This is a genomic window from Kitasatospora sp. NPDC008050, assembly GCF_042957465.1.
Taxonomy (GTDB): Bacteria; Actinomycetota; Actinomycetes; order Streptomycetales; family Streptomycetaceae; genus Kitasatospora.
Map to the genome: position 1 here is coordinate 139391 of NZ_JBIBIJ010000011.1, position 23353 is coordinate 162743.

Sequence of the window (23353 nt, forward strand, 5' to 3'; positions counted from 1 at the left end):
TCCCCCCGCCGTCGGGGCCTTTTCCAGGTGTTGATCGCGACCCCATACTCCGAGGTCGGCAGTGGTGGTGAGCTGCGGAAACCTTGAGTGGGAATGGCGGTCTGAGGCCTTGGAAATGGCGACAACAACGTTCCGCGCGGAGTCCTGGCTGGTCTCGCGGGGGATAGTGCTCGAACGGGGGCCGAGGCGGACGCTCGCGGCCGCGAGTTTCGTCAACATGGTGGGCAGCGGCGTCTTCATGCTGAGTGCCGCGCTGTTCTACACCCGGTCGGTCGGGCTGCCGGTGGCGCAGGTCGGGCTCGGGCTGGGGATTGGCGGGTTGGTCGGGCTGCTCTCCGGGATTCCGGTCGGGCGGTTGGCCGACCGGCGCGGGCCGCGCGAGGTGTACCGGCTGACGCTGATCGTCCAGGCCGCGGCGATGGCGGCGATGGTGCTGGTGCACTCGTTCTGGCTCTTCGTGGTGGTGGTCTGCCTCACCGAACTGGCGGGTTCGGCCAGTTCGGCGGCCCGGGGACCGCTGGTGCGTGCGCTTGCGGGCGAGAAGCCCGCCAAGTTCCGGGCCTATCTGCGTGCGGCCGTCAACCTGGCCGCCAGCATCGGGGCTGGGCTTGCCGCACTGGTCGTCCAACTGGACACACACGCAGCCTACTTGTGCCTGGTACTGGGCAATGCACTCAGCTTTGTGGCGACTGCGGTCATCGTCAGCCGGCTACCCTCGCTGCCGCCCGTCCCGCCGCCGCCGGGGACCGGTCGGTGGATCGCGCTCAAGGACTACTCCTACGTCGTGGTCACCGCGCTCGACGGCGTCATGTCGCTCCAGGGCGACGTGCAGCTCTTCGCGCTGCCGCTGTGGATCGTCCAGCACACCAACGCGCCGCGCTGGTTCGTCGGGACGAGCGCGCTGGCCAGCACCTTTATGGTGGTGGCCCTGCAGGTCAGGGCGAGTCGCGGGGTCGACAGCAACGCCTCCGCCGCGCAGGCCTGGCGCCGCTCGGGCTGGGCGTTCCTGGCCGGGATGACCCTGATCGGCCTGGCGGCCGGGGTGCCCGGGTGGCTGGCGGCGCTGATGATCCTGCTCGGGGTCGGCGTGCACACGATCGGCGAAATCCTGCAGTCGGTAGGCTCGTTCGAACTGCGCTACAACCTCGCGCCGGCCCACGCACAGGGGCAGTATTCGGGTGTCTTCGGGTTCGGCCGCGGCGTGGCAGGCGTCGCCGCACCCTCCCTGTTGGGCTTCCTCTGCATCACCTGGGGCGCGCCCGGCTGGTTCCTGATGGGCGGGGTCTTCGTCGCGGTCGGGCAGGTGATCCCATACGTCGTGCGGTGGGCTGGGAGGCAGCAGGACGGGGCTGCGGTCGAGGGTGAGGTAGGCGGCGCCGGTCTCGTCCCGGTGAAACCAGGTCGTCCTTTCGGACAGCGGCGAGCCACTCGGGCAGGCGCTCGCCCTGACGTTCGGTGAGCATGACGGCGAAGGATCGGACGTGCTGGGTGAGGGCTTCCAGTTCGGGGCACCGGGCCAGAGCGTTCTTGAGTTGGAGCTGTTCGGCCTCGCTCAGTGTCTCGGGTCGGTGCGGCACGCCACTTGTGACCCGGCGCTGCGGCCGCCGGAGAACACCGGGACGCCCAGATCTGCCGCGTATGGCCACACGGCCCTCCACGCGGCGTCGAGCGAGGCCTCGTCGGAACCGGTGCGCGTGCGGTTCATGCGGTACGGCTGGGTGACCAGGGCGACGCTGATCCCGTGGCCGGGCAAGGTGGCGGCGAGTGCTTGCAGGTCCGCGGCCTCCACTCCGGTGGCCGTACCGTGACCGAGCAGCGCCACGGCGCGCACTGGGCCGGGCGCGCGGTGCCAGGTGATTCCCGCGGTGCCGACAGGTGTGGGCACGAGGTCCATCGCCGGGCCGGCTGGGGCCCGGCGGTTCGCTGGGTTGCTCATGGCGCTGCCTCCTTCTGCGCGGCGATGAAGTCGGCGATGGGTCCGGCCGCCGCGCGGTGGTCGGGGACGATGTGGCCGCCGGGGTGTTCGATGATCAGCGGGTTGGCGAACCGGTCGGCCAGGCGCAGCGAGTCCTTGCGGGGCACGATCACGTCACCGCGGCCGATCACGTGGGCGGAGGGGGTGGTGAGCTTGTGCCGTAGCAGGTCCGTGTGTTGCGGCAGGTCGCTGGTGAATCCGCCGACCATGACGGCGAAATCGAAGTGGAATTCGGGTGGGGCGCTCCCGCTCTCCTGGATCGCGGTGAGTAGTCCGGCCAGGGCCGCGCCTTGGCTGAAGCCGAAGATCCCGTCGAACCGGGGTCCGGCGCACACCAGGTCGATCGCCCAGTCGCGGGTGTGTTCCCAGCCGTCGAAGCCCTCATGCCACCAGCCGAAGTCTCCGGTGGCCAGGGAGGGTGCGTTCACGTAGACGAACTCGATGTCGGCGGGCAGGGAGCCGGTGAGCGATTTCATCTGGTCGCGCAGGATCGCTCCGCTGCCGTGGTAGCCGTGCAGGCACAGGACGCGTGGGTCGGACATGGCTGCACCTCCTGCTCGACCGCCACCGCTCTGGTGGCGTGGCTTTTATCCTCCTGCGACCCCAAACCATATGTCCAACAAATAGAAGTTCTCAGAGTGATAGATTTTGTGCATGGCAATTTCCTTGCGCCAACTCGAGTACTTCATCACCGTCGTCGACGAGGGCTCCTTCACCCGCGCGGCCGAACTGCTCTGCGTGAGCCAGCCGGGCCTGTCCCACCAGATCCAAGCCCTGGAGCGTGAACTCGGCGGCCCGCTGCTCGAACGCCTGCCTCGCAAAGTCCGCCTCACCCCGGCCGGCCGCACCGCCCTGCCGCACGCCCGGGCCAGCCTGGCCCACGCACAGCGCGCCTCCAGCGCGGCGCGCCGGGCCTCCGGAGTGGAGACCGGCGAACTGCACGTGGGCACCCTCTACTCGATCAGCACCGGAGTCCTGCCCGGAGCACTGCGCACCTGGCGGCGCAGCTACCCCGAACTCCAGGTCCACCTCGTCGAGTTCCCCCACGCTGACGAACTGGTCGCGGCCATGGAAGCGGGCCGGGCCGATGTCGCGGTCGGCCCCACCCCGCCCGCCTGGGAGGGCCCCTGCCGGATAATCGGCGACGAGGAGTTCGTCATCGCCGCGGCCCCCGACCAGCTGCCCTACCCCGACGGCGCGCGCGTCCCGTTCTCCGACCTCGCCGAGCAGGAATGGGTGCACTACACCGCGCGCAGTGGCCTGTCCGACATCCTCAACCGGACCTGCGAACAGGCCGGCTTCATCCCCAAGCTCTCCGTGCGCACCGAACAGAGCCCGTCCGCACTCAGCCTGGCCCGCGCCGGGATCGGCCTCGCCCTGCTGCCCGGCAACATCGTCCCCCCGCACTTCGACGGCATCCTCCTGCGCCCCGACCCGCCCGTGCTGCGCCCGCTCGCGGTCTACACCCGGGTACGCCCGGACCCGATCACCGCGGCGTTCGTCTCCGCGATCTCCGTCGAGACCCTGGTCACCCCGACCCACATCACCGAACGGCTCGGAGCGCTGCCGGCGTAGCGGGTGCTGCACCAGCTGACCAGCCGACCAGCGCACTCGGGGGCGCCGACCTGTCCATGCATTCAGGTTATGGAGAGGATTCAATCCACTTGTTGGACATATGACATGGAGTCAGGAACGATCCTTCTCAAGCCGCAGACGCGGGCAAAGCCGACCAAGTTGACGGCGTTGGGCCGTCGGCTGACGGCCTTGCGCATCCTCGGGAAGGAACACGCCGATGAAGGTCAGCAAGCTGAGGGTGGCCCTGGTCACCGCGGCACTCGGGATCGGTGCGGGCACCGCCTACTGCGCCAGTGTGGGCAGCGCCGCGGCCAGCAGTACCGCCGCCTCCACCTCGGCCCAGACTCAGGAGCAGTCGCACCACCACAGCGTCCCGAACCCCTACGAGTTCCTGCCGAAGGTGCCTTCCTTCAAGGCGGTCAGCACCACTGTGCGCAACGGGCATCCGCTCCCGCTCGCGCAGCTCTCGGGGGTCTTCGGGGTGCCCGGCGGCCGCGACATCTCCCCGGAACTGTCGTGGTCCGGCTTCCCCAAGACGACCAAGAGCTTCGTGGTCTCGATGTACGACCCGGAGGCGCCGACCGGGAGCGGCTTCTGGCACTGGATCGTGGCGGACATCCCGGCCACCGCCACCTCCCTGCCGGAGAATGCGGGCGCACCGGGCTCCACCACCCTGCCAGCCGGAGCGATCCAGCTCGACGGGGACGCGGGCACGGCCCGCTACATCGGCGGCGCCCCGCCCGCCGGCTCCGGCATCCACGACTACTACATCACCGTCACCGCCCTGGACGAGTCCAGCACCGGACTCGGCGCAACCACCAGCGGTGCCCTGTTCAACTTCGAGATCGACAGCCACACCATCGCCCGCGCCACGATCATCTGCCCCACCGCCATTGAGAGCTCGCACAGATAGGCGTGTGCTCACGGGCGGCGGTTCGGTCGGTTGTCCCAGCGGTGGTCGTCCACGCCCGGCGATCAGGATTCGGACGGTGATGATCGTGTCCGCGAGGTCGAAGAAGGCGTCGATGACGGTGGCGCGGCGCTCGTAGCAGCGGGCGAGCCGGTGGAAGGCGTTCTGCCAGGCGTGGGTGCGCTCGATGCGCCACCGCTGGCCGGCCTGGCTCGGTTGACCGCCTTCGTCGGCGGCGGTGATGACAACCCCGACACGGGCGATCCGCCGTGGCGGTGTCGTGGCGAACGGGATCCCGTCGACGTGGACGGGAACCCGGTGGCCTGCCGCGATCTGCGCGTACTCCCAAGGCGCGGCGGCGGCGACGGACGGCATGACCCGCCGGATGTCCGGCGGAACGCGCTCGATGGCCGGCCGCAGGATGTCCTGCGCGGCGTCAGGCGCCCGTTCGAACACGGACCAGGGGTTCGAGAAGACCGTGGTCGATCATGGCGCCGGCCTGGGCATCGCGGTGGAGACTGTCGAGCGCAACCCGGTCGACCGCGGCTTCGTCCCGCAGCCGATCCGTTGGAGGGGTGGCTCGTTCGAGGTACGCGATGCGAGCGGGATGGGGGAGCACCGCCCTGGCCGCCGGGGCGCCGACGTCAGTCCGCAACGGTGAAGACCGCCGCGGTGCGTGTTTCGGGGCTGGCGCCGATGCCGATGACCGCGGCCGCCTCGGCGGGCAGTGCCCGTCCGTAGCAGCCTGCTCGGCCGGTCGGAGTGATGAACATCCCCCACACCGCGTGCCAGTCGGTGACCTTTCCACTGAGGGGATCGACGACCGGTTCGGTGCGCGGGACCACCCGGCGCTGGATGACGGCCCCGGCCCGGCGCCCCGAGGCCAGTGCGGTGGTCCAGACCTCGTCCGACACCTGCCAGCCGGCCACGACACCGGTTCCGCCGTTGCCGCCGTTGGGTTTGAGGAGCAGCTCGTCCCGATGGGACCGCGCGTACGTCGACGCGCGGCGTGTCCGGCTCGCAGGTGAGGAACAGGCCGCCGTCGCGGACGCGGACGTCGGGGAGCTCGACCAGACGAAAATCCAGTCCACAGCCGCGCATCAGTTCTTGCAGGGGTTCCCAGCTGTGCCGGTACATGTCCAGTTCGCCCGGCGCTTCCACCAGGGCGATGACCGGCTCGCTGCCGTGAGTGACCGTCAGGCCGGCTCAATTGCCCTGCTGCGTATGCAATACCATGAATTCCTGTATTGCACGGACCTGTTCCGTTTTCCTTCTCGTGGAAATCCTATGTTTTCCGGTACGACCCCTTGCGCACACCCCCGGTCGTGAACCAAAGTCTGGCGAAGCCGCCTACGAGCCCGGCGGGCCACGAACCTGCCGGGATCCGCAGTGCGGCAACGCATGATAGCCGGCCATATCCACCGACACCTGCCGATCCTTTCTTGAAAGAAATCGAGAAAATGCGGATTGCGCTCGTCTCCATGCCGTGGCACCTTCTGGCGACACCTTCCCTGCCGCTCGGCATCCTCCAGGTCCAGACGGACAAATGCCGCAGTCGGCACGACGTGCGCTCGCACTTCTTGAACCTGCGCTGGGCCGAACACCTCTATGAAGTCAGCGATGGCGCCATCACGCCGGACGACTACGACTACGTCGCGAACATAGGCGTCTGGCACGGCATGGGCGACTGGGTATTCACCTCCGCGCTGTACGGGACGCCGCACTGGCGGCGGGATCGTTTTCGCGCCTATCTGGCGGAGCACGGCGTGAATCCGGGAAAGTCCGAGGCGATGGCCCGGCATGCCGCGGATTTCGTCACCGCACTGGCGCGGGAGCTCGTCGCCGAGGAGCCGGACGTCATCGGGTTCAGCAGCACCTTCCAGCAGAATGTTCCTTCGCTCGCCATGGCCAAGGCCATCAAGGAAATTGCCCCGCACATCCCGATCCTGCTCGGCGGCGGGAACTGCGATGCACCGATGGGGCCGGCGCTGCAGCGGAACTTCCCTTTCGTGGATTACGTCATCAGCGGTGAGGCCGAGCAGTCCTACGTGGATTTCATCGACCATCTCGACGGCGAACTCCCGGCGCAGGAGGTCCACGGCCTGTCCTGGACCTCGAAGGACGGGGCCACGGTGACGAACCCGCCCGGTCCGCTGCTCGCGATGCGCGACGTGCCCTGTCCTGAATTCGGTGACTACTTCAGCGAACTGGAGAAGAGCCCGGTCAGATCGTTCATCAAGCCGACCCTGCTGTACGAGGCGGCGCGGGGCTGCTGGTGGGGGGAGAAGCACACCTGCACCTTCTGCGGGCTCAACGGACTGACGATGAAATTCCGCTCCCGTCCACCGGAGCAGGCTCGCCGCCATCTGCAGGATCTCGTGGAACGCCATCGCATCCTCGACATCGTGGCGGTCGACAACATCCTCGACATGGCGTACCTGCGGACGCTCCTGCCCGAACTGGCCGCAGCGGACATCGACGTGAACTTCTACTACGAAGTCAAGTCGAATCTCGGGGAGGAGGATGTCGCCAAGCTCCGCGCCGCGGGCCTGGTCCACATCCAGCCGGGCATCGAGAACCTCAGCTCGGACGTGCTGAAGATCATGGACAAGGGGGTGCACGCCACCCAGAACATCCGACTCCTCCGCAGCTGCGAGGAGCACGACGTGACCGTCGACTGGAACTACCTGTACGGCTTCCCCGGCGAGCGGGAGGGCGACTACGCGGCGGTCCTCGACCAGTTGCCCGCCCTGTCGCACCTCCAGCCGCCGGCGGGCCGCGTCCGCATCCTGCTGGAGCGCTACAGCCCCTACTTCGAGCGCCCGGAACTCGGGTTCCCGGAGCGCCGCCCGGCCGCCCTGTACGGCCATGTGTACGACCTGCCCGAGGTCGAACTCCAGGACATCGTCTACCAGTTCGACTCGCCGGCCGTGGGCGTCCAGGAGCCGACGGCCGTCCGCCTGCGCGCGGCGATCGTGACGTGGCGTCAGAACTACTCGGCACGACGGGCCGGCTGCTCGTCATCGAACGTGTCACGGACACCACCGACCTGCTCAACGCCGCGATCCGGGACCTGACCATGCTGGTGCTGTTCGGCAGCCAGGAGCGCAGCCGGGACGAGTACGCGTCCCTGCTGACGGACGCCGGGTTCGTGCTGACCCGGGCGGTCACCGGTCCCACCGGCTTCTGCGTCCTGGAGGCCGTTCCCGCACCATGACCGCTCACGGGCACTGCTGGCCGCCACCGGCCCCGGACCGCGTCGGCCGCCTCGTCCGCGGCGGCACCGGGCCAGGCGTCGACCGGTTTCGGCAGGATCAGCTGTCCCAGCTGCGGGGTGCGGGCGACGGCGAGGAAGCACTCCATCTGACGCAGGTTCACCGCTGCGCTCCCGTCACCTCGTGGTGATCGAACCACGACGAGCAACTGCCCTATTCTGTCACATCGTTCGGATTTACCGAACGATGTGTTCGGTAACCTGCGGTTGATCAGCCCCTCGGCGTCACGGCATGGTAACCCGAGGGAGGGCACGATGACCGAGACTGTCCGGCGGCTGCGGCGGGCCTGGATCGCGCAGTTGGGCCCGCGGGGTGAGGTCGACATCACCCGCGCGGCATCTCCTCGCGCGATCGTCGAGGACGCCGTCGCGCGCGTGGGTGCGGACCCCGTGCTCTGGGCGATCGAACTGAGTTCCCTGGTCGTGCGGCGGATCGTCGGCGAGGTGCCGGCCCTCGGCGGTAGCCCGGCCGGGGTCGAGATGCTCCGCCGAGGCAATGAAGCGACCACCCTGCGGGCGCTGTTCACCCTGGTGGACGGCCCCGCCGTCGCCCCGCCCATCGGTGAGGCGACCTTGGCGGGCATCCGCGAGTTCGTTCACCGGGCCGTGCCGCTCGAACAGGTGCTGCACGGCGTGCGGATCGGGCACGCGGCAACGGCCGAGGCGTTCCTGCGGGCCTGCGCCGAGTCGGTCGCCCCGGAGGCGGCCGTCGATGAGCTCACGGCGGTCTCCCGCGAGTTGTTCTCCTACGTCGACGAATTGTCCGACGTCATGATCCGCACGTACCTCGTGGAGCACGAAGTGTGGAGCACCAGCGCGGCCGCGGCACGGGCCGACATCGTGCGGTCCCTGCTGAGTGATGCCACGACGGCGGATGTCGGCGAGGCGTCGCGTGCCCTCGGCTACGACCTGCGGCGGACCCACGAGGCGGTGGTGGTGTGGTCGGACTCGCCGAACAAGAGCTCCACGCTGCAGGCGGCGGCGATCGAGGCGCTCCGGGCCCGGGATGCCACCACGACGCTGGTCGTCCCCGTGGCCTCGGGGCGGTTGTGGGCGTGGGGCATCGTGCCTCCGGACGGCACGCGCCGCACCGGTTCGTGGCAGACCGTCGCGCAGGCACTGTCCCGGCAGCAGGTGCAGGCGGCCTTCGGGACCCCGGGCGCCGGTGTCGCGGGCTTCCGCCGCTCGCACGGTGAGGCCGAGCGCGGGGAGCGGGTCGAGCGGCTGCGGCGCGAGGCCGGACGGGTTCCGAGGCCCGCGACCGCCTACGCCGACGTCGCCGCGATCGCGCTGTTGGCCACCGATCTCGACGCCGCCGGTGACTTCGTGCGACGTGAACTCGGTGGGCTCGCCGCCCGCACCGCACCGATGGAGGCACTGCGGACCACGCTGTACCAGTACATCGGCGCCGAGCGCAGCCTGGCGGAAGTCGCCCGAAACCTGCACGTGGCCAGGGGAACCGTGACCTACCGCGTGAAGCGAGCCCAGGAGGTGCTGGGACACGACCTCGACGACCGCCGCTTCGCCCTCCACACCGCCCTGGCGCTCGCCGAGGAACTGGGGGACGCCGTCCTCCTGCCGCGCGACGTCGAGTGGTGAGCCCGCCGTGCCGGTCGTGACCCGGACCGACCCGGACCGACCTGACAGACCAACAGGGGACCGGGATTCTGGGCCCGCAGAGCAAGCGGCCGCCCCGGGAGCTTGAGTTTACTTCGTGGTGTCGGACGCGACGAGGCACCAGGCCACGCGTCCCGACACACGGACTCGAGTACTCCAGGAGGCACACGATGATCGACCGAGAGACCTTCGTCGAGCTGATGAGCGGGGTGTGCGCCCCGGTCACCGTGGTGACGGCGATGACCGCCGACGGGCGACCGCACGGCAGCACCGTGTCGAGTTTCGCCTCGCTCTCGCTGGACCCTCCGCTGGTGAACTTCGCCCTGGACCGCGCCTCGGGGCTGCTGACCCACCTTCAGCCGGGTGACCGGGTGGGGGTGAACATCCTCGGCGCCGACCAGCGGGAGCTGGCGTCGACGTTCGCCCGTCCGAGCCGGGGACCGGGCCTGAAGTTCGACGGCGTCAGCTGGACCGTCCGTTCCGGACTTCCCTACCTGCCCGAGTCGGCCGGCTGGATGGCGGGGCGCGTGGAGCGCCACGTGGACGGCGGCGACCACGTCCTGCTCGTCGTGGGCGTCGAGGAAGCCGAGCCGACCGGCACGGCCCCGCTGACCTACGCGCTCCGGGTCTTCGGCACGCACGCCCCGCTCGCCGTCGCGAGCTGACCCGTACCCCGACAACCCCGACACGGGAGTGACGACGATGAACATCATCATGGATGGCCCCCGCACCACCGACGCCGCACGCGAGCTGCGGGCCGACCTCGTCGAGCGCGCCGCCGCACTGCGACCGGTGCTCGCCGACAACGCCGAGCTGACCGACCGCGAGCGCGCTGTGCCCGCGAAGAACATCGACGCCCTGGCCGACGCCGGCCTGCTGTCGCTGCTGCAGCCCGCCCGTTACGGCGGTCGGCAGAGCGACTTCCGCACCCTGCTGGAGGTCGGCCGCGAGGTCGGGCGCGCCTGCGGCTCCACCGGCTGGTTGACCTCGCTGCTCAACGCCAATGCGTGGTTCGTCGGGCTCTTCCCCGCCCAGGCCCAGGACGACGTCTGGGCCCACACCCCGCACGCCCGAGTCGCCGGCGTCGTGACCCCCTCGGGTACCGCGCGCGTGGTCGAGGGCGGGTACCGGGTGAGCGGGCGCTGGGCCCCCGCCTCCGGGTGCGCCCACGCCGACTGGGCGGTCCTCGGGGTCACCCGGCCGGCCGCCGAGGGCACGTCGGACGCCGTCGGCATGGTGCTCGCGCCGATGTCGGAACTGACCGTCGAGGACACCTGGTTCGTGGCGGGCATGCGCGGGACCGCGTCGAACACGCTCGTCGGTGAGGACCTCTTCGTGCCCGCGCACCGCTTCCACTCCGTCCCCGACGCCGTCGAGGGCCGCTACGCCACACCCTTCACCGACGAGGCGCTCTACCGGGCACCGTTCGTGCCGGTCGCCGCGCTCGTGTTGACCGGGCCCCAGCTCGGGCTGGCCGCGGCTGCTGTCGATCTCCTGATCGAGAAGGCCCCGCAGCGGGGGTTGACCCTGACGGGCTACGCCTCCCAGGCCGAGGCCCCCACCATCCAACTCGCCGCCGCGAACGCGGCGTCGCTCGCCGACTCCGCCCTGCTGCACGCCTACCGCGCGGCCGCTGACATCGACGAGGCCGCGCGGGCCGGGGTGTTCCTCGATTACGACGCCCGGGCACGGATGCGGATGGACGCGGGAATGGCGGCGGTCCACGCTCGCGAGGCGGTCCGCATCGTGTGCTCGGCCCAGGGGGCTTCGAGCTTCGGCGAGTCCAACCCGCTGCAGCGCATCTGGCGCGACATCGAGACCGGGAGCCGGCACGCCGTCCTCAACCCCGACGTGGCCGCCGAGATCTACGGCAAGTCGCTGTTCGGCATCCGGGGCACGGTGTCCGTGATGGTGTAGACAGTCCTCGCCGACGGCAACAGGACCCGACTGTCCGGGAAGGCGGCCCGTACGCCCCTTTCCCGGACGCTTACCCGAGGAGGCGACCGTTCGTGACGACAGGCCGGATCGATCTGCACCAGCATCTCGTGCCCCGGGAGTACACCGAGGCGTTCGCCTCAGCCGGAATCGGACACGCGCTGCCCGGCTGGAGCCCGTCGGGTGCGCTGGCGATGATGGACGAACACGCCATTGCGACGGGGGTGTTGTCGCTCTCGACACCGGGCACACACTTCGGCGACGACGCCGCCGCGCGGCGGCTCACCGAACAGGTCAACGACATCCAGGCCGAGCTGGTCAAGGATCGGCCCGACCGGTTCGGCATGTTCGCGACACTGCCGCTGCCCGATGTGGACGGCGCCCTCGCCGCCATCGCTCATGCCTACGACGACCTGCGGGCCGACGGGGTGATCCTGCTGGCCAACCACCGGGGCACCTACCTGGGCGACCCCGCCTTCGACCCGGTGATGGCCGAACTCGACCGCCGCGGCGCGCTCGTGCTCGTCCACCCCGCGGACTTGCCCGGCCCGGCTGTACCCGGCGTGGCCGCGGCCATCGCGGACTTCCTGCTCGACACCACTCGAGCCGCGATCAACCTGGTCCTGCACGGCGCGCCGAGCCGCTACCCGAACGTGCGGATGGTCCTGTCGCACGCCGGCGGCTTCCTGCCCTATGCCGCGCACCGCATCGCCAACCTGATCGGCGCGAACGATCTGGTGACCCCGCAGGCGGGACTCGAGCCCGGACTCAACCAGGAGACCGTGCTGGAGGGGCTGCGCGGTTTCTGGTTCGACACCGCTCTGTCGGGCAGCCCCACCGCTCTGCCCGGTCTGCTGGCCTTCGCCCGGCCCGGGCACGTGGTTTTCGGCTCCGACTGGCCCTTCGCCCCTACCGCGGGGGTCGGCTACTTCACCGCCGGGCTCGACGCTTATCCCGGCATCGACGCGGCTGGGCACGCCGCCATCGACCGCGGCAACGCCGAGGCCCTGCTTCCCCGGCTGTCCAGCTGAACCCGCCCCGGCCGTGTCACACATTCCCGTCACGGCCGGCCGGGCGGAGCCCAACCCCGCCGTCCGCCACCGGCCTTGCAGCCGGGCCTGGCCGGAGCCCGGGCGAAGACGATGTTGCCCGGGACGCTTCGGCGTCCCGGGCAACATGTGTGACCGGCAGCGCCGGGGCTCGACCGCAGGGCCTGCCGCACGGCCTGGCCGGTGCCGGCGGGTCGCTGGTGCGGCGGCCGTCGAGCCTGCGGGCCGCCCACCGGCGGGAGTGCGAACGGTGGGCGGCCCGGCCTGGTGCGGTCAGGGTGTGGTCAGGGAGCGATCACGACCGTTTTGCCGGGCAGCCGCCCGGCGCCGGCGTCCTCGTGCACGGCGGCCAGCTCGGCCACCGGGCGGTGGGCGGCGACGTGGACCCGGAGCTTGCCGGCATCCACCTTGGCGACCAGCTCGGCCAGTTGGGCTCCGTCGCTGCGGACCCACAGGCTCGCGCTGCGCACCCCCCGGGCGGGGTCCTCGGGAATCGGGCCGGCTGTGCTGGCGGCGACCCCGCCGTCGGCGATGTAGTTCGTCAGCTGCGAGAGCTCCTCCGGGGAGACGCGCACATGGTTCACCACGACCTGGAACGGACCGCCCACGGCGGCCGGGCCCGAGGCGAGGTCGAGGGGGCCGACGACCCGGTCCGCGCCGTAGCCCCGAAGGCGGTCGGCGTGCTGCGGCGCGTCCACCGCGGTCACGTGCGCTCCCGCGTCGACTGCGAGCTGCACCACGAGGCTGCCCACCGCGCCCCCCGCCCCGTTGACCAGGACGGTCTGACCGGGCTTCAGCTCGGCGAGCTCGAACGCCGTCTGCCAGGCCGCCAGGCCGGTCAGCGGCAGCGCCGCGGCGTCGACCAGCTCGGTCGTCCGGGGTGCCGAGGCCAGGGACTCGGCCGGGACGAGCACGTACTCGGCGGCGCCGCCGGCGGAGTCGAGGGGCAGCATCGCCACGACCCGGTCACCGACCGCCAGGCCCGTGACCTGCGCGCCGAGTTCAGCGACGGTGCCGGCCAGGTCGATCCCCGGCACGTACGGGAGAGTGATCGGGAGCAGCTGGGCCAGGGCACCGGCGCGGATGTGATCGTCGACCGGGTTGAACGAGGTGGCCGCCACCCGCACCAACACCTGCCCGGTACCGGGGACCGGACGCTCGACGTCCTCGTAGCGCAGGACCTCGCTGCTGCCGAACTCGTGGAAACGCATTGCCTTCATGGCACTTTCCTCCAGGGTGTATTGACGTCGTCGCCAAGGGATGAGGCGATCGGACGGGAAGGGGGAGCACGTCGAGGCGCTCAGGTCAGCTGCACCGAGCGGGTGGAGTTGCCCAGCACCATGCGGTCGATGGCGCTCACAGCACTGGCGGGGTCATCCGCGGCGCCGACGCTGAGCAGCAGCGGGACGAAGTGGTCGGCCGTCGGGTGGGCGACCGCGGCGCCGGGTGCCTTGGTGCGGTAGTCGGCGAGGGCGTCGGCGTCGCCCCGGGCGAGGGTGTCAACGGCCCATTCGTCGAACGCCGCGGTGTGCGCGGCGAGTTCCGGCCGGTGGAAGACGGCGAAGCTGTGCGTCATGAAGCCCGAGCCGAGAACCAGGATGCCTTCTCCGCGCAGGGGCCGCAGGCGTGCCCCGAGCTCAAGTAGGGCGCTGGGATCGAGGCTTGGCATCGACAGCTGCACGACCGGGACGTCGGCTGCGGGGTACATGGCCATGAGCGGGATGAAGGCGCCGTGGTCGAGTCCGCGGTCGGCGAACTCGTGCACCGGCGTCCGGCCCAGCAGGCCCGTGAGTCGCCGGGCCAGGTCGGTCGCGTCCGGGGTCGCGTAGGGAAGGGTCTTGTAGCGGGGGTGGAAGCCGCTGAAGTCGTAGTGGAGCGGGGTGCCGGCCGCGGCTGCGGAGATCGCGACCGGTGCCCGTTCCCAGTGGGCCGAGATGACGACGATGGCCCGGGGTTTGGGCATCGACCGGGCCCAGTCGAAGAGTTCGCCGATCCACTGCGGATCGTCGAGGGTGAACGGGGCCCCGTGGCTGACGAAAAGACTGGGCAGCGGCCCGTCGGAGGGACTCCACACCCGCTGCTCGCGCGCCTGTGGCAGGACCCGGGCAAGAAGGTCGTCGTAGGCCGCGGCTGGTGTGTGCGACCTCGACAGTGCAGTCAGGCTGCTCGTGGTGGTCATCGAAATCAGCTCCTTCACTTACCGAGGCACGTATTTTGACTTGCCCAGGCAAGTCAAAAGTAGCTCATTGAGAGTTGCCTGGGCAAGTGATGCGAGTTGCCCGGGCAAGTATGATGGGGCTCATGGACACTCAGTCACCCTGGCTCGACGACGACCAGCAGGACCTGTGGCAGGCGCTCCTCACGGTCGTCATCGCCCTCCCGGCGGCCCTCGACCGCCAACTGCAGCGAGACGCAGGCATCTCCAACTTCGAGTACGGCGTGCTGGCCCGGCTGTCCATGGCCGACGAGGCCACGATGCGGCTCAGCGACCTGGCCCGGGACTGCGACAGCACCCAGCCCCGCCTGTCGAAGGTGATGGACCGCTTCGAATCACGCGACTGGGTCGCCCGCCGACCCGACCCCACCAACGGTCGGTACACCCTCGCCACCCTGACCGACGCCGGCCGGCAGAAGCTCGTCGAGAGCGCACCGGAACACGTCGCGCAGGTGAAGCGACTCGTGTTCGATCCGCTCAGTGCCGCTCAACGCCGCCACCTCGAGGCCGCCCTCACCCGCATCGCCGCCACCGTGCGCCGGGAACTCGAAGGAGGCTGAGTGCCGTCCGGGGCGGGCTGCTCCCGGACGATCTCACTCCACAGCCGGCCCCGGGACTCCGTGACCGCCGTGGTGGAGCCGGTAGTGCTGGACCACGGCCTCGGGCAACGCCTCGCAATTGCTGGATCGCCGTGGGTACGACTTCCTCGTCCTGGGGGCCGACACCACGATGCTGCGCCAGGGTGCACACGCGTTGGTGCTTCCACGTCCACACCATCGTGCGGGCCCCCAACGGCAACGCCTACGGACGTGATCTCCTCTCCCCGAGAGCTGCGACGCTCTCCGCCTGGACCACGAGACGAACCTCGTCATTGCCGCAGCGCAGGTAGTCACCGAGGGGTTCGAGCCCCCAACCCTTCGCGAGGAAGTCCTCGCGCGGTGGGGCGAACACGTCGATGAGCGTGTGCGGGCCTGCGCCCACCGCCCGGGTGGTGTGCACGACGGTCGGCGGGATCAGTGTCATCGACGGACTGCCGACCCGGACGTGCTCATCGTCGCGCCACTCACTCATCCGGGGGGTCCACGGGACCCTGAGGTGATGGACGTGGTTCCCCACGAGGGTCACCGACATCTGCTCGAAGTCCTCGTGGGAGTGCGGCGAGAGCCGTTCGGTGTCACGCGGCCCCTGGTGCACCGGAAACCAGTTCACCATCAGCGACGCCGTCCGGAAGATCCGGCCGAGGCGTCCCTCCTCGTCGGGCCTCTCCTCTGGCACTACGTGGACGACACGAGCTTCCTGCCGGCCCGGCCGAGGAACAATCGGCAGTTTCCGAGCGCACCGATCGACTGAACCGAACCATCCAGGCAACGACAGCACCTGACCTCGTCGCTGGATGGTCCCGGTCAGGGCCACTCGGTGAGCTGGGGGTCGGGGTGCCGGGGCGGCTGCCCGAGGGCGATGTCGACGAGCATGTCCTCCTGGCCCCCCACGAGGCCGCGCCGGCCGGCTTCCAGCAGGAGGGTGCGGGCGTTGACACCGTGGGTGCGGGACAGGGTCTCGGCGTGCCGCAGGAAGCTGGAGTAGACCCCGGCGTAGCCGAGTGTCAGCGTTTCGCGATCGACCCTGACCGGCCGGTCGTGCAGGGGACGGACGAGGTCGTCGGCGGCGTCCTGGAGGGCGTGCAGGTCGCAGCCGTGTTCCCAGCCTTCGAGTGTTGCGACGGCGACGAAGGCTTCGATGGGGCAGTTGCCCGCCCCCGCGCCGTGTCCGGCCAGTGAGGCGTCGATGCGCGTGGCTCCGGCCTCCGCTGCGGTGAGCGAGTTGGCGACCGACAGGGACAGGTTCTCGTGTGCGTGGATGCCGATCTCGGTGGCGGGGTCGAGGACTTCGCGGTAGGCGCGGACCCGCTCACGCACTCCGTTCATGGTGAGGTGGCCGGCCGAGTCGGTGACGTAGACGCAGTGCGCTCCGTAGGACTGCATCAGTGCGGCCTGTCGCGCGAGTTCGGGGGCCGGGGCCAGGTGGCTCATCATCAGGAACCCCGACACGTCCATGCCCAGTTCGCGCGCGGTGGCGATGTGCTGCGCGGCGACGTCCGCCTCCGTGCAGTGGGTGGCGATTCGCACCGAGCGCACGCCCAGCCGGAACGCGTGCCTGAGTTCCTTGACGGTGCCGATGCCGGGCAGCAGGAGTGTGGTCAGCCGGGCATGGGTGAGGCTCGCGGCGACGGCCTCGATCCACTCCCAGTCGGTGTTGCTTCCGGGGCCGTAGGTGAGGCTTGTGCCGGCGAGCCCGTCACCGTGCGCGACCTCGATGGCGTCGACGCCCGCCGCGTCGAGTGCGGCCGCGATCCGGGCAGCGGTCCCGGGCCGCAGGCGGTGGCGGACGGCGTGCATGCCGTCCCGCAGGGTGACGTCCTGGATGAAGAGCCGCCTGGTCATTCCTTCGCCTCCAACAGGCGTGCGGCGATCCGTTCGCCGACGCGCAGGGCCGCCGAGGTCATGATGTCGAGGTTGCCCGCGTAGGGCGGGAGGTAGTGGCCTGCGCCTTCCACTTCGAGCAGGACGGTGACCTGATGAGTTGCCGGGGTCCCGCCGATGAGGGTGTGCGGATGGTCGGTGACGGGTGTGATCTGTACCGGCTGGTTGAGTCGGTAGCCGGGGACGTAGGTCGCGACTTGCGCGACCATGTGCTCGACCGACGTGGCGATCCGGTCGCGGACGCCCGGATCGGGGGCGTCGACGAGGCACAGGACCGTGTCGCGCATGATCAGCGGTGGCTCGGCGGGGTTGAGCACGATGATCGCTTTGCCGCGGCGCGCGCCGCCGACCGATTCGATCGCGGCGGCCGTGGTCTGGGTGAACTCGTCGATGTTGGCGCGGGTGCCGGGCCCGGCGGATCGTGAGGCGATCGAGGCGACGATCTCCGCGTACGGCACGGGTGCCACCTGTGCGATCGCCGCAACCACCGGGATCGTGGCCTGGCCGCCGCAGGTGACCATGTTGACGTCCGGAGCGTCCAGGTGGTCTTCCAGGTTCACCGCCGGGACGACGAACGGGCCCAGTGCTGCCGGGGTGAGGTCGATCAGCCGCTTGGCGTGCGGTGCGAGGGCGCGGGCGTTGGCCTGGTGGGCCTTGGCCGAGGTGGCGTCGAAGACGACGTGGATGTCGTCGAAGCCTGGCATGGCGATGAGCCCCGCGACGCCGGCCGCGGTCGTCGGCACGCCGAGCCGTCCGGCCCGGGCCAGGCCGTCGGACTCGGGGTCGATGCCGACCAGCGCCGCGACCTCCAGGTGCTCGCTCAGCCGCAGTATTTTGATCATCAGGTCGGTGCCGATGTTGCCCGAGCCGATCACGGCGGCCTTGGCCCTGGTCTGCGCGGTCGGGTTCATTGCGGTGCCTCCGTGAATGTCGTGCTGACCTTGCCGATGCCGCTGATCTCGGCGCGGAAGCCGTCGCCGGGAGCGACGGGCACCATCGGGCCCAGCGCGCCGGAGAGCACGATCTCCCCAGCTCGCAGCGGCCGGCCGTAGTGGCGTGCGGTCCTGGCCAGCCAGGCGACGGCGGTCAGGGGGTTGCCCAGGCAGGCCGCGCCTGTCCCGTTCGAGACGACCTGTCGCCCGTGCCACATCGTCATGGCGCAGTCGGCCAGGTCGAGGGTGCCGAGTTCCTGGCCGTGCGCGCCGAGGACGAACAGCCCCGAGGAGGCGTTGTCCGCCACGGTGTCCACGATGTCGATGTCCCAGTCGGCGACCCGGCTGTCGACGATCTCCAGCGCCGCCACGACGAACGCGGTGGCGGCGGCGACCTCGGCCTCCCCGATGGTCGCGCCGGACAGGTCCCGCGCCAGGACGAAGGCGATCTCGGCCTCGATCCTGGGCTGCAGCGTGCGGGCGATGTCGACGGACCCGCCGTCCGGGCTTTCCATGCTGTCCAGGAGCACGCCGAAGTCGGGCTGGTCAACGCCCAGTTGGGCGCGCACCGCCGGGTTGGTCAGACCGATCTTGCGGCCGACGACCCGGGCTCCGGCTGCCTCGCACTGCTCGACCCACGCCGCCTGGACCGCGTAGGCCGCGTCGATGTCGCCGGCGGGCAGCAGGTCGCGCACCGGAGGGTGGGGTCGGTGCCGGGCCCGGGCTTCGGTGAGCTGCCGCAGCGCCTCGGCGGTGCCCGGGCGGAGTGTTCTGGAAGCCGGCGACATGTCAGTTCACCTCGAAGGTCGTGCCGATGCCCATGCCGGTGATCCATTCCGGCACCGGCTCATAGCTGGTCCAGACCAGTGGCCGGGCTACGGCGGCCAGTGCGATCAGCCAGGTCCTGATCTCGTGTCCGCCGCTGCCTGCCTGTTCTTCGAGACCGGGGTCGCCCAGTGCGACGATCGGTCCCGGGTCGGCGGTGCCGAGCTGCTTGAGGAACCAGGTGTCCCAGCGGAGGTTGACGTGGGCGTTGGGGTCGCCGCCCATCGCGCGGATCCTGGGCACGCGCACCGCGTCGTAGGCGTGTGGGTCCTTGCGCCCGTGGATCACCGCGGTGCGCCGTTCGTCGGGCACCGAGGGGTCACGCGGATCGTTCGGGGGCAGCCAGTGCGACAGTCCGCCGCTGGCGATGACCAGGACCCGCCCGGCGAACTGCGAGGCGCGCAGGGCTTCGCCGAGGGCCTTGCCCAGGTGGACGCAGCGCTCCATGCTCGGCAGTGGCGGTGCGGCGGTGTTGACGATCAGTGGCACGAGCGGGATACCCGCCGTGCCGCAGACCATGTCGTAGCTCTGCACCAGGCCGTGGTCGGCGGTCAGCGCGTAGGAGAGCGACAGGTCGAATCCGGCCTGGGCGAGTGCGTCGCGGACCGACCAGGCCAGCTCCGTGGCGACCGGCAGCGGACCGGATCTGCTGCCGAAGTCACCGAAGCCGGCCGCCCGTTCGACGCCGAGGACGAACGGCGGCATCGCGTCGTAGAAGTTCGCGTGGAAGTGGTCGGGGCCGATGACGACGACGGCGTCCGGAGCCAGCCGGGAGACGGCCCGGGCGACCTTGGCGGCGTCGGCCATGAACCGGCCGCCCGGTTCCTCGGGCCCGTGTGGCGGCGTCATGGTGGCGAACGGGGAGTGGGACATGCCGACCAGGCCGATGATCTCGCTCATGCCGGTCCCGCCTCGCTGAGCAGGAAGTCCCGGTGGACGCGCAGGTACTCCTCGGGCTTCTCCCACTGCGGCCAGTGGCCGGCGTCCTCGATCACGTGCAGGTGGGCACGGGGCAGCCAGGTCAGGAGCAGCGCGGCCTCGTCGAGCCCGCCGGTCGGGTCGTGATCGGTCCACAGCAGCAGCGTGGGCGCGGCGATCCTGGCGACCCAGGCCGGATCCCAGGCGAAGTCCTTGCGGACCTCGGGATCCTGCAGGACGAGTGTGTTGGTGATGGCCTGGACGAAGCCGGGGCGGCTGTAGACCGCGCGGCGCAGGGCGACCAGTTCGTCGGTCACCATCTCCTTGTGGTGGAACAGGAATTCGACGCGGCGGCGCACCACGTCGTCGCTGGGGTCCAGGACGGCGGCCATGGTGCTCTCACGCAGCCGCACCATGACCTCGGGCTTGTTGGCGATGTTCCCCGGGGTGTTGAGCACCAGCCGGTTCACCCGGTCCTGGTGGTGTGCCGCCGTCCAGGCGGCCACCCAGCCGCCGAGTGACTCGCCCGACAGGTGCGCGGCGTCGATGTCCAGGGCGTCCATCAGCCCGACCAGGTGGTCGGACAGCACGTCGGTGGTGTAGGGCCGGTCGGGCAGGTCGGACCAGCCGTGGCCGACCATGTCGTAGGCGGTGACGCGGAAGTCCTCGGCCAGAGCGGCGACATCGCGGGCATAGGCCTCGAGGTGCCCGCCGGTGCCGTGCAGCAGGACCAGGTCCGGGCCGGACGACCCGGCCCGCAGGACGCGGGTGCGGACCCCGCCGACGTCGACGTGGCGCAGTTCGTGCTCGACGTCCGCGAGCTCGCCCCAGACGCTGATGTGCGCCGGCAGATCGCTCATGGCGTGTTCTCCTCAGCGGTCGGCCCCTGGGGCCGCGGGTGGTCCTGCCGGGTGTCCTCACGGAAGCGGTCACGGGCCTCCTTGATGGTCACCAGGCCGGCGCTCTGGCGACGGCCGACCCCCAACAGGCCGAGCAGGCGCGAGTTCTCGATGGTCAGGAACTCCACCGGGTGCTCGGGGGAGTCGTTGTAGTGGCGGTGCCAGGTCCACGGCGGGGTGTAGACGAAGTCGCCGGCGGACCAGGAACAGGTCTCGTCCTCGACCTCGCTGTGGCCCTCGCCCGAGATGACGAAGTGGACGGTCTCGTGGTGGTGGCGCTGCATGTCGGAGCTGAGGCCCGGCGGGATCGTCTGCCGGAAGATCTCGAACGTAGCAGTTGGCAGTTTGCCCGCGATGGACAACGTGGTCGGGTTGTGCACCTGCCCTGCCGGGAGGGTCTCCAACTCTGCGGCTGTCACGACGATCGGGCGTGCGCTGCTCGGCCGCACGGTCTCGGATATCGCGCCGAGGAACTCGGCCATGGAGAAGTCTTGTCCGGATTGCGCCATCAGATGGTCTCCGTTCGTCCGCCGTCTACCGTGAACACTGTGCCGTTGACGTAGCCTGCGGCTTCGGAGGCCAGGAACGCCACCACGGCCGCGATCTCCTCGGGACGCCCGGCCCGGCCGGCCGGAACGGCCGCGGCATCCGCGGCGTCCAACTCGGCGTAGCTCCTGCCGTCCAGCCGGGCGCGGTTGTCCAGGACCTGCCTGCGGCGCTCGGTGGCGGTCGCACCGGGTGCCACACAGTTGACCGTCACGCCCTGGGCCGCGAACTCCCGTGAGAGAAGCTTGGCCGCCGCGGTGACCGCGGATCTGAGGACGACGGAGGTCGCGAGGTCGGGCTGTGGCTGGCGCACGGCCGAGGAGGTCACGAACAGGACGCGGCCGAAGCCCTGCGCGGCCATCCGGGGCAGCACCAGTCGTGCCAGCCGCAGGGGTCCGAGGAGCAGAAGTTCGTACGCCTGCTGCCACTGGTCGTCGCCGACGTCCAGGATCCGGCCGGGCGGCGGTCCGCCCGCATTGAGCACCAGGACGTCGAGCGCGCCGTGTCGCTCCTCGACCCAGGTGACCGCTGCCGCGGCGCCGTCCGGATCTGACACGTCGTTGACCAGCGCCTCGACCACGGATCCGGTGCTTTCCCGCAGTGCGGACGCGGCTTCTTGGAGCGGTTCGGCCCGGCGACCGGTGACGATCACCCGGTGTCCCGAGCGCGCCAGGTGCTCGGCCGCGGCGTAGCCGATGCCCGCACTGCCGCCGCCGACGAGAGCGGTTCGCTTGCTGATGTCTGCCTCCGTATGGTTCCGGGCCTCGCGTGGTGGTCCGCGACGGGTCTAGCCTGGCCCCTATGGACCCCGGAGCCAACGATGAGTCCCGCTGAGCGGGACACCAGCCGCGACAAGGGCAGCCTCGGCGGGCTGGACCGCGCGGCGGCCATCCTGGGCGCTTTCGACGCCGAACACCGGGAGTTGACCCTCGCGGCCCTGGTGTCCCGGTGCGGCCTGCCGCGCTCGACCACGCACCGCACCGCCGAGCGGATGATCCGCCTCGGCTGGCTGGACAAGCCCCAGGGCCGCTACCGCGTCGGCAACCGCCTGTTCGAGCTCTCCGGCCTGGCGCCGATCCGGCACGAACTGCGCGAGTCCGTCCTGCCGTTCCTGCACGACCTGTACAACGCGGCAAAGACGACGGTGCAACTCGGCGTCCTCGACGGAACACAGGTCCTGGTCGTCGAGAAGATCACCGGGCACCGGCCCATGCCGATGCTCTCCCAAGTCGGCGGCAGGGTCCCGGCCTACTGCTCGGCCCTGGGCCGTGCGATCCTCGCCTACAGCGACACCGCGACCATCGAGGCGGTCCTCGCCGCGGACCTGCCCGCCAGGACGCCGCGCACCCTCACCAGCCCGGTCGCGATCCTGCGCGAACTGACCGCGATCCCGTCCCGGGGCTGGGCGATCGAACGCGAGGAGGGCAACATCGGAGTGAGCTGCGTGGGCGCCCCGGTCTTCGGACCGCTCGGCGAGGTGGTGGCGGCCCTGTCGGTGACCGGCCCCACCAGCCTGGTGCGCGCGGACCGGATCGGGCCCGCGGTCCGGCTCGCCGCAGCGGCCGCCTCCAGGGCCTACTCGCAGCGTCGCTGAGAGCGGTCGCTCCAAGGCGCACCGGACACGCACAGTCCCACTGAGCGGGACATCTGCTTGCGCCGCGCGCTCGCGACACCGAATGCTGTGATCTCCGGCATACCGACAACGACTTGTCGGTGCGGTGACCTGAGGAGACGACGATGACTCTCGGTGGTGGCTACCTGCTGCCCTCGCGTGAGGGACACGCGATCGCAGCGATCGGGCTCGGCATCACGATGAAGACGGACGGCACGTCCACCCATGACGCCTACTCGATGTTCGAGTACACGATTCCGGCCCGGGTCGACGGCCCACCTCCGCACCTGCACACCCGCGAGGACGAATCCTTCATCTGCCTGGCCGGGCGGCTCGATGTCCGCCTCGGCGACGAGGAGTTCGTGCTGGAGCACGGCGACTACCTCTTCCTGCCCCGCGACGTGGTGCACGCGTTCCGCAACCCGTACGGCGAGGAGTCGCGCGTCATATCGGTCGTCTCGCCCGCCGGCCTGGAGAAGTACTACCAGGCGCTGGCGGACATGCCCCCGGGGCCGAAGGACATCTCGCTGATGAAGAAGATCATGGCCGAGTTCGGCATCGAGCTCCAACTCCCGCCCGAGGTCAGCTGAC

Annotated in this window: 26 protein-coding genes and 1 pseudogene; 13 read left to right on the top strand and 14 right to left on the bottom strand. The window is 70.5% G+C overall.

Annotation, left to right across the window (positions count from 1 at the left end):
• Window positions 1–67 precede the first annotated feature (67 nt).
• Window positions 68–1459 (top strand): MFS transporter, encoded by a 1392-nt coding sequence (locus ACFZB9_RS22510; protein ID WP_391449727.1) that lies wholly within the window; start codon window positions 68–70, stop codon window positions 1457–1459.
• A gap of 93 nt (window positions 1460–1552) precedes the next feature.
• Here ACFZB9_RS22510 and ACFZB9_RS22515 read toward each other — a convergent pair whose 3' ends face one another.
• Together ACFZB9_RS22515 and ACFZB9_RS22520 are read right to left on the bottom strand one after the other, a co-directional pair.
• Window positions 1553–1936: a hypothetical protein gene (locus ACFZB9_RS22515; RefSeq protein WP_391449728.1), complete on the bottom strand. Its 384-nt coding sequence runs from the start codon at window positions 1934–1936 to the stop codon at window positions 1553–1555.
• On the bottom strand, window positions 1933–2517 hold the full coding sequence (locus ACFZB9_RS22520; protein ID WP_391449730.1) for a hypothetical protein: 585 nt from the start codon (window positions 2515–2517) through the stop codon (window positions 1933–1935). Before ACFZB9_RS22520 ends, ACFZB9_RS22515 begins: the two co-directional genes overlap by 4 nt.
• 112 nt (window positions 2518–2629) lie before the next feature.
• Here ACFZB9_RS22520 and ACFZB9_RS22525 point away from each other — a divergent pair, with 112 nt between their 5' ends.
• Both ACFZB9_RS22525 and ACFZB9_RS22530 read left to right on the top strand, forming a co-directional pair.
• The gene (locus ACFZB9_RS22525; protein ID WP_391449732.1) at window positions 2630–3550 is read left to right on the top strand and encodes a LysR family transcriptional regulator; all 921 of its coding nucleotides are present in this window, start codon (window positions 2630–2632) and stop codon (window positions 3548–3550) included.
• Window positions 3551–3767: 217 nt separating this feature from the next.
• A complete protein-coding gene (locus ACFZB9_RS22530; protein ID WP_391449734.1) occupies window positions 3768–4463 on the top strand; it encodes a YbhB/YbcL family Raf kinase inhibitor-like protein in 696 nt (231 codons plus the stop codon).
• Window positions 4464–4471: 8 nt separating this feature from the next.
• Here ACFZB9_RS22530 and ACFZB9_RS22535 read toward each other — a convergent pair.
• A pseudogene (locus ACFZB9_RS22535) lies at window positions 4472–4676 on the bottom strand (IS5/IS1182 family transposase); the annotation flags it as partial.
• Between the two features lie 169 nt (window positions 4677–4845).
• On the opposite strand from ACFZB9_RS22535, the gene ACFZB9_RS22540 reads away from it, so the two are divergent.
• Window positions 4846–5121 (top strand): hypothetical protein, encoded by a 276-nt coding sequence (locus ACFZB9_RS22540; protein WP_391449977.1) that lies wholly within the window; start codon window positions 4846–4848, stop codon window positions 5119–5121.
• Here ACFZB9_RS22540 and ACFZB9_RS22545 read toward each other — a convergent pair.
• Entirely contained in the window at window positions 5105–5389 is a 285-nt protein-coding gene (locus ACFZB9_RS22545) for a hypothetical protein (protein ID WP_391449735.1), read from the bottom strand. The genes ACFZB9_RS22540 and ACFZB9_RS22545 overlap by 17 nt on opposite strands.
• A gap of 513 nt (window positions 5390–5902) precedes the next feature.
• Between ACFZB9_RS22545 and ACFZB9_RS22550 the strand changes: the two genes are divergently transcribed.
• The 6 genes from ACFZB9_RS22550 (at window position 5903) to ACFZB9_RS22575 (ending at window position 12317) form a co-directional block, all read left to right on the top strand.
• Complete coding sequence (locus tag ACFZB9_RS22550; protein WP_391449737.1) at window positions 5903–7537, top strand: RiPP maturation radical SAM C-methyltransferase; 1635 nt, start codon at window positions 5903–5905, stop codon at window positions 7535–7537.
• Between the two features lie 2 nt (window positions 7538–7539).
• The gene (locus ACFZB9_RS22555; protein ID WP_391449739.1) at window positions 7540–7677 is read left to right on the top strand and encodes a hypothetical protein; all 138 of its coding nucleotides are present in this window, start codon (window positions 7540–7542) and stop codon (window positions 7675–7677) included.
• A gap of 312 nt (window positions 7678–7989) precedes the next feature.
• Entirely contained in the window at window positions 7990–9333 is a 1344-nt protein-coding gene (locus ACFZB9_RS22560; protein WP_391449741.1) for a PucR family transcriptional regulator, read from the top strand.
• Between the two features lie 188 nt (window positions 9334–9521).
• Window positions 9522–10016, top strand: coding sequence for a flavin reductase family protein (locus ACFZB9_RS22565; protein ID WP_391449743.1), 495 nt, complete (start codon window positions 9522–9524; stop codon window positions 10014–10016).
• Window positions 10017–10053: 37 nt separating this feature from the next.
• Window positions 10054–11268 (top strand): acyl-CoA dehydrogenase family protein, encoded by a 1215-nt coding sequence (locus ACFZB9_RS22570; protein ID WP_391449744.1) that lies wholly within the window; start codon window positions 10054–10056, stop codon window positions 11266–11268.
• 92 nt (window positions 11269–11360) lie between these two features.
• Window positions 11361–12317 (top strand): amidohydrolase family protein, encoded by a 957-nt coding sequence (locus ACFZB9_RS22575; protein WP_391449746.1) that lies wholly within the window; start codon window positions 11361–11363, stop codon window positions 12315–12317.
• 302 nt (window positions 12318–12619) lie between these two features.
• Here the strand turns inward: ACFZB9_RS22575 and ACFZB9_RS22580 are convergent, their stop codons facing one another.
• Together ACFZB9_RS22580 and ACFZB9_RS22585 are read right to left on the bottom strand one after the other, a co-directional pair.
• A complete protein-coding gene (locus tag ACFZB9_RS22580) occupies window positions 12620–13555 on the bottom strand; it encodes an NADP-dependent oxidoreductase (RefSeq protein WP_391449749.1) in 936 nt (311 codons plus the stop codon).
• Between the two features lie 80 nt (window positions 13556–13635).
• The gene (locus ACFZB9_RS22585) at window positions 13636–14514 is read right to left on the bottom strand and encodes a dioxygenase (RefSeq protein WP_391449751.1); all 879 of its coding nucleotides are present in this window, start codon (window positions 14512–14514) and stop codon (window positions 13636–13638) included.
• A 122-nt stretch (window positions 14515–14636) separates the two neighbouring features.
• Here ACFZB9_RS22585 and ACFZB9_RS22590 point away from each other — a divergent pair, with 122 nt between their 5' ends.
• Complete coding sequence (locus ACFZB9_RS22590; protein WP_391449752.1) at window positions 14637–15110, top strand: MarR family winged helix-turn-helix transcriptional regulator; 474 nt, start codon at window positions 14637–14639, stop codon at window positions 15108–15110.
• 241 nt (window positions 15111–15351) lie between these two features.
• On the opposite strand, the gene ACFZB9_RS22595 is transcribed toward ACFZB9_RS22590, so the two are convergent.
• From ACFZB9_RS22595 to ACFZB9_RS22630, 8 genes are all read right to left on the bottom strand, one after another.
• Entirely contained in the window at window positions 15352–15825 is a 474-nt protein-coding gene (locus ACFZB9_RS22595) for a hypothetical protein (RefSeq protein WP_391449754.1), read from the bottom strand.
• Between the two features lie 128 nt (window positions 15826–15953).
• Window positions 15954–16991: a 4-hydroxy-2-oxovalerate aldolase gene (gene dmpG / locus ACFZB9_RS22600; RefSeq protein ID WP_391449756.1), complete on the bottom strand. Its 1038-nt coding sequence runs from the start codon at window positions 16989–16991 to the stop codon at window positions 15954–15956.
• The gene (locus tag ACFZB9_RS22605) at window positions 16988–17941 is read right to left on the bottom strand and encodes an acetaldehyde dehydrogenase (acetylating) (protein ID WP_391449758.1); all 954 of its coding nucleotides are present in this window, start codon (window positions 17939–17941) and stop codon (window positions 16988–16990) included. Before ACFZB9_RS22605 ends, dmpG begins: the two co-directional genes overlap by 4 nt.
• A complete protein-coding gene (locus ACFZB9_RS22610) occupies window positions 17938–18750 on the bottom strand; it encodes a 2-keto-4-pentenoate hydratase (protein WP_391449760.1) in 813 nt (270 codons plus the stop codon). The genes ACFZB9_RS22605 and ACFZB9_RS22610 overlap by 4 nt, the downstream gene beginning before the upstream one ends.
• 1 nt (window position 18751) lies before the next feature.
• Window positions 18752–19687, bottom strand: a complete 936-nt coding sequence (locus ACFZB9_RS22615) for a 2,3-dihydroxyphenylpropionate 1,2-dioxygenase (RefSeq protein WP_391449762.1) — start codon at window positions 19685–19687, stop codon at window positions 18752–18754.
• A complete protein-coding gene (locus ACFZB9_RS22620; protein WP_391449764.1) occupies window positions 19684–20565 on the bottom strand; it encodes an alpha/beta fold hydrolase in 882 nt (293 codons plus the stop codon). Before ACFZB9_RS22620 ends, ACFZB9_RS22615 begins: the two co-directional genes overlap by 4 nt.
• Window positions 20562–21113 (bottom strand): cupin domain-containing protein, encoded by a 552-nt coding sequence (locus ACFZB9_RS22625; protein WP_391449766.1) that lies wholly within the window; start codon window positions 21111–21113, stop codon window positions 20562–20564. Before ACFZB9_RS22625 ends, ACFZB9_RS22620 begins: the two co-directional genes overlap by 4 nt.
• Window positions 21113–21889 (bottom strand): SDR family oxidoreductase, encoded by a 777-nt coding sequence (locus tag ACFZB9_RS22630; protein ID WP_391449966.1) that lies wholly within the window; start codon window positions 21887–21889, stop codon window positions 21113–21115. Before ACFZB9_RS22630 ends, ACFZB9_RS22625 begins: the two co-directional genes overlap by 1 nt.
• A gap of 81 nt (window positions 21890–21970) precedes the next feature.
• Between ACFZB9_RS22630 and ACFZB9_RS22635 the strand changes: the two genes are divergently transcribed.
• Both ACFZB9_RS22635 and ACFZB9_RS22640 read left to right on the top strand, forming a co-directional pair.
• The gene (locus ACFZB9_RS22635; protein ID WP_391449768.1) at window positions 21971–22744 is read left to right on the top strand and encodes an IclR family transcriptional regulator; all 774 of its coding nucleotides are present in this window, start codon (window positions 21971–21973) and stop codon (window positions 22742–22744) included.
• Between the two features lie 143 nt (window positions 22745–22887).
• Complete coding sequence (locus tag ACFZB9_RS22640; protein WP_391449770.1) at window positions 22888–23352, top strand: cupin domain-containing protein; 465 nt, start codon at window positions 22888–22890, stop codon at window positions 23350–23352.
• Window position 23353: the final 1 nt, after the last annotated feature.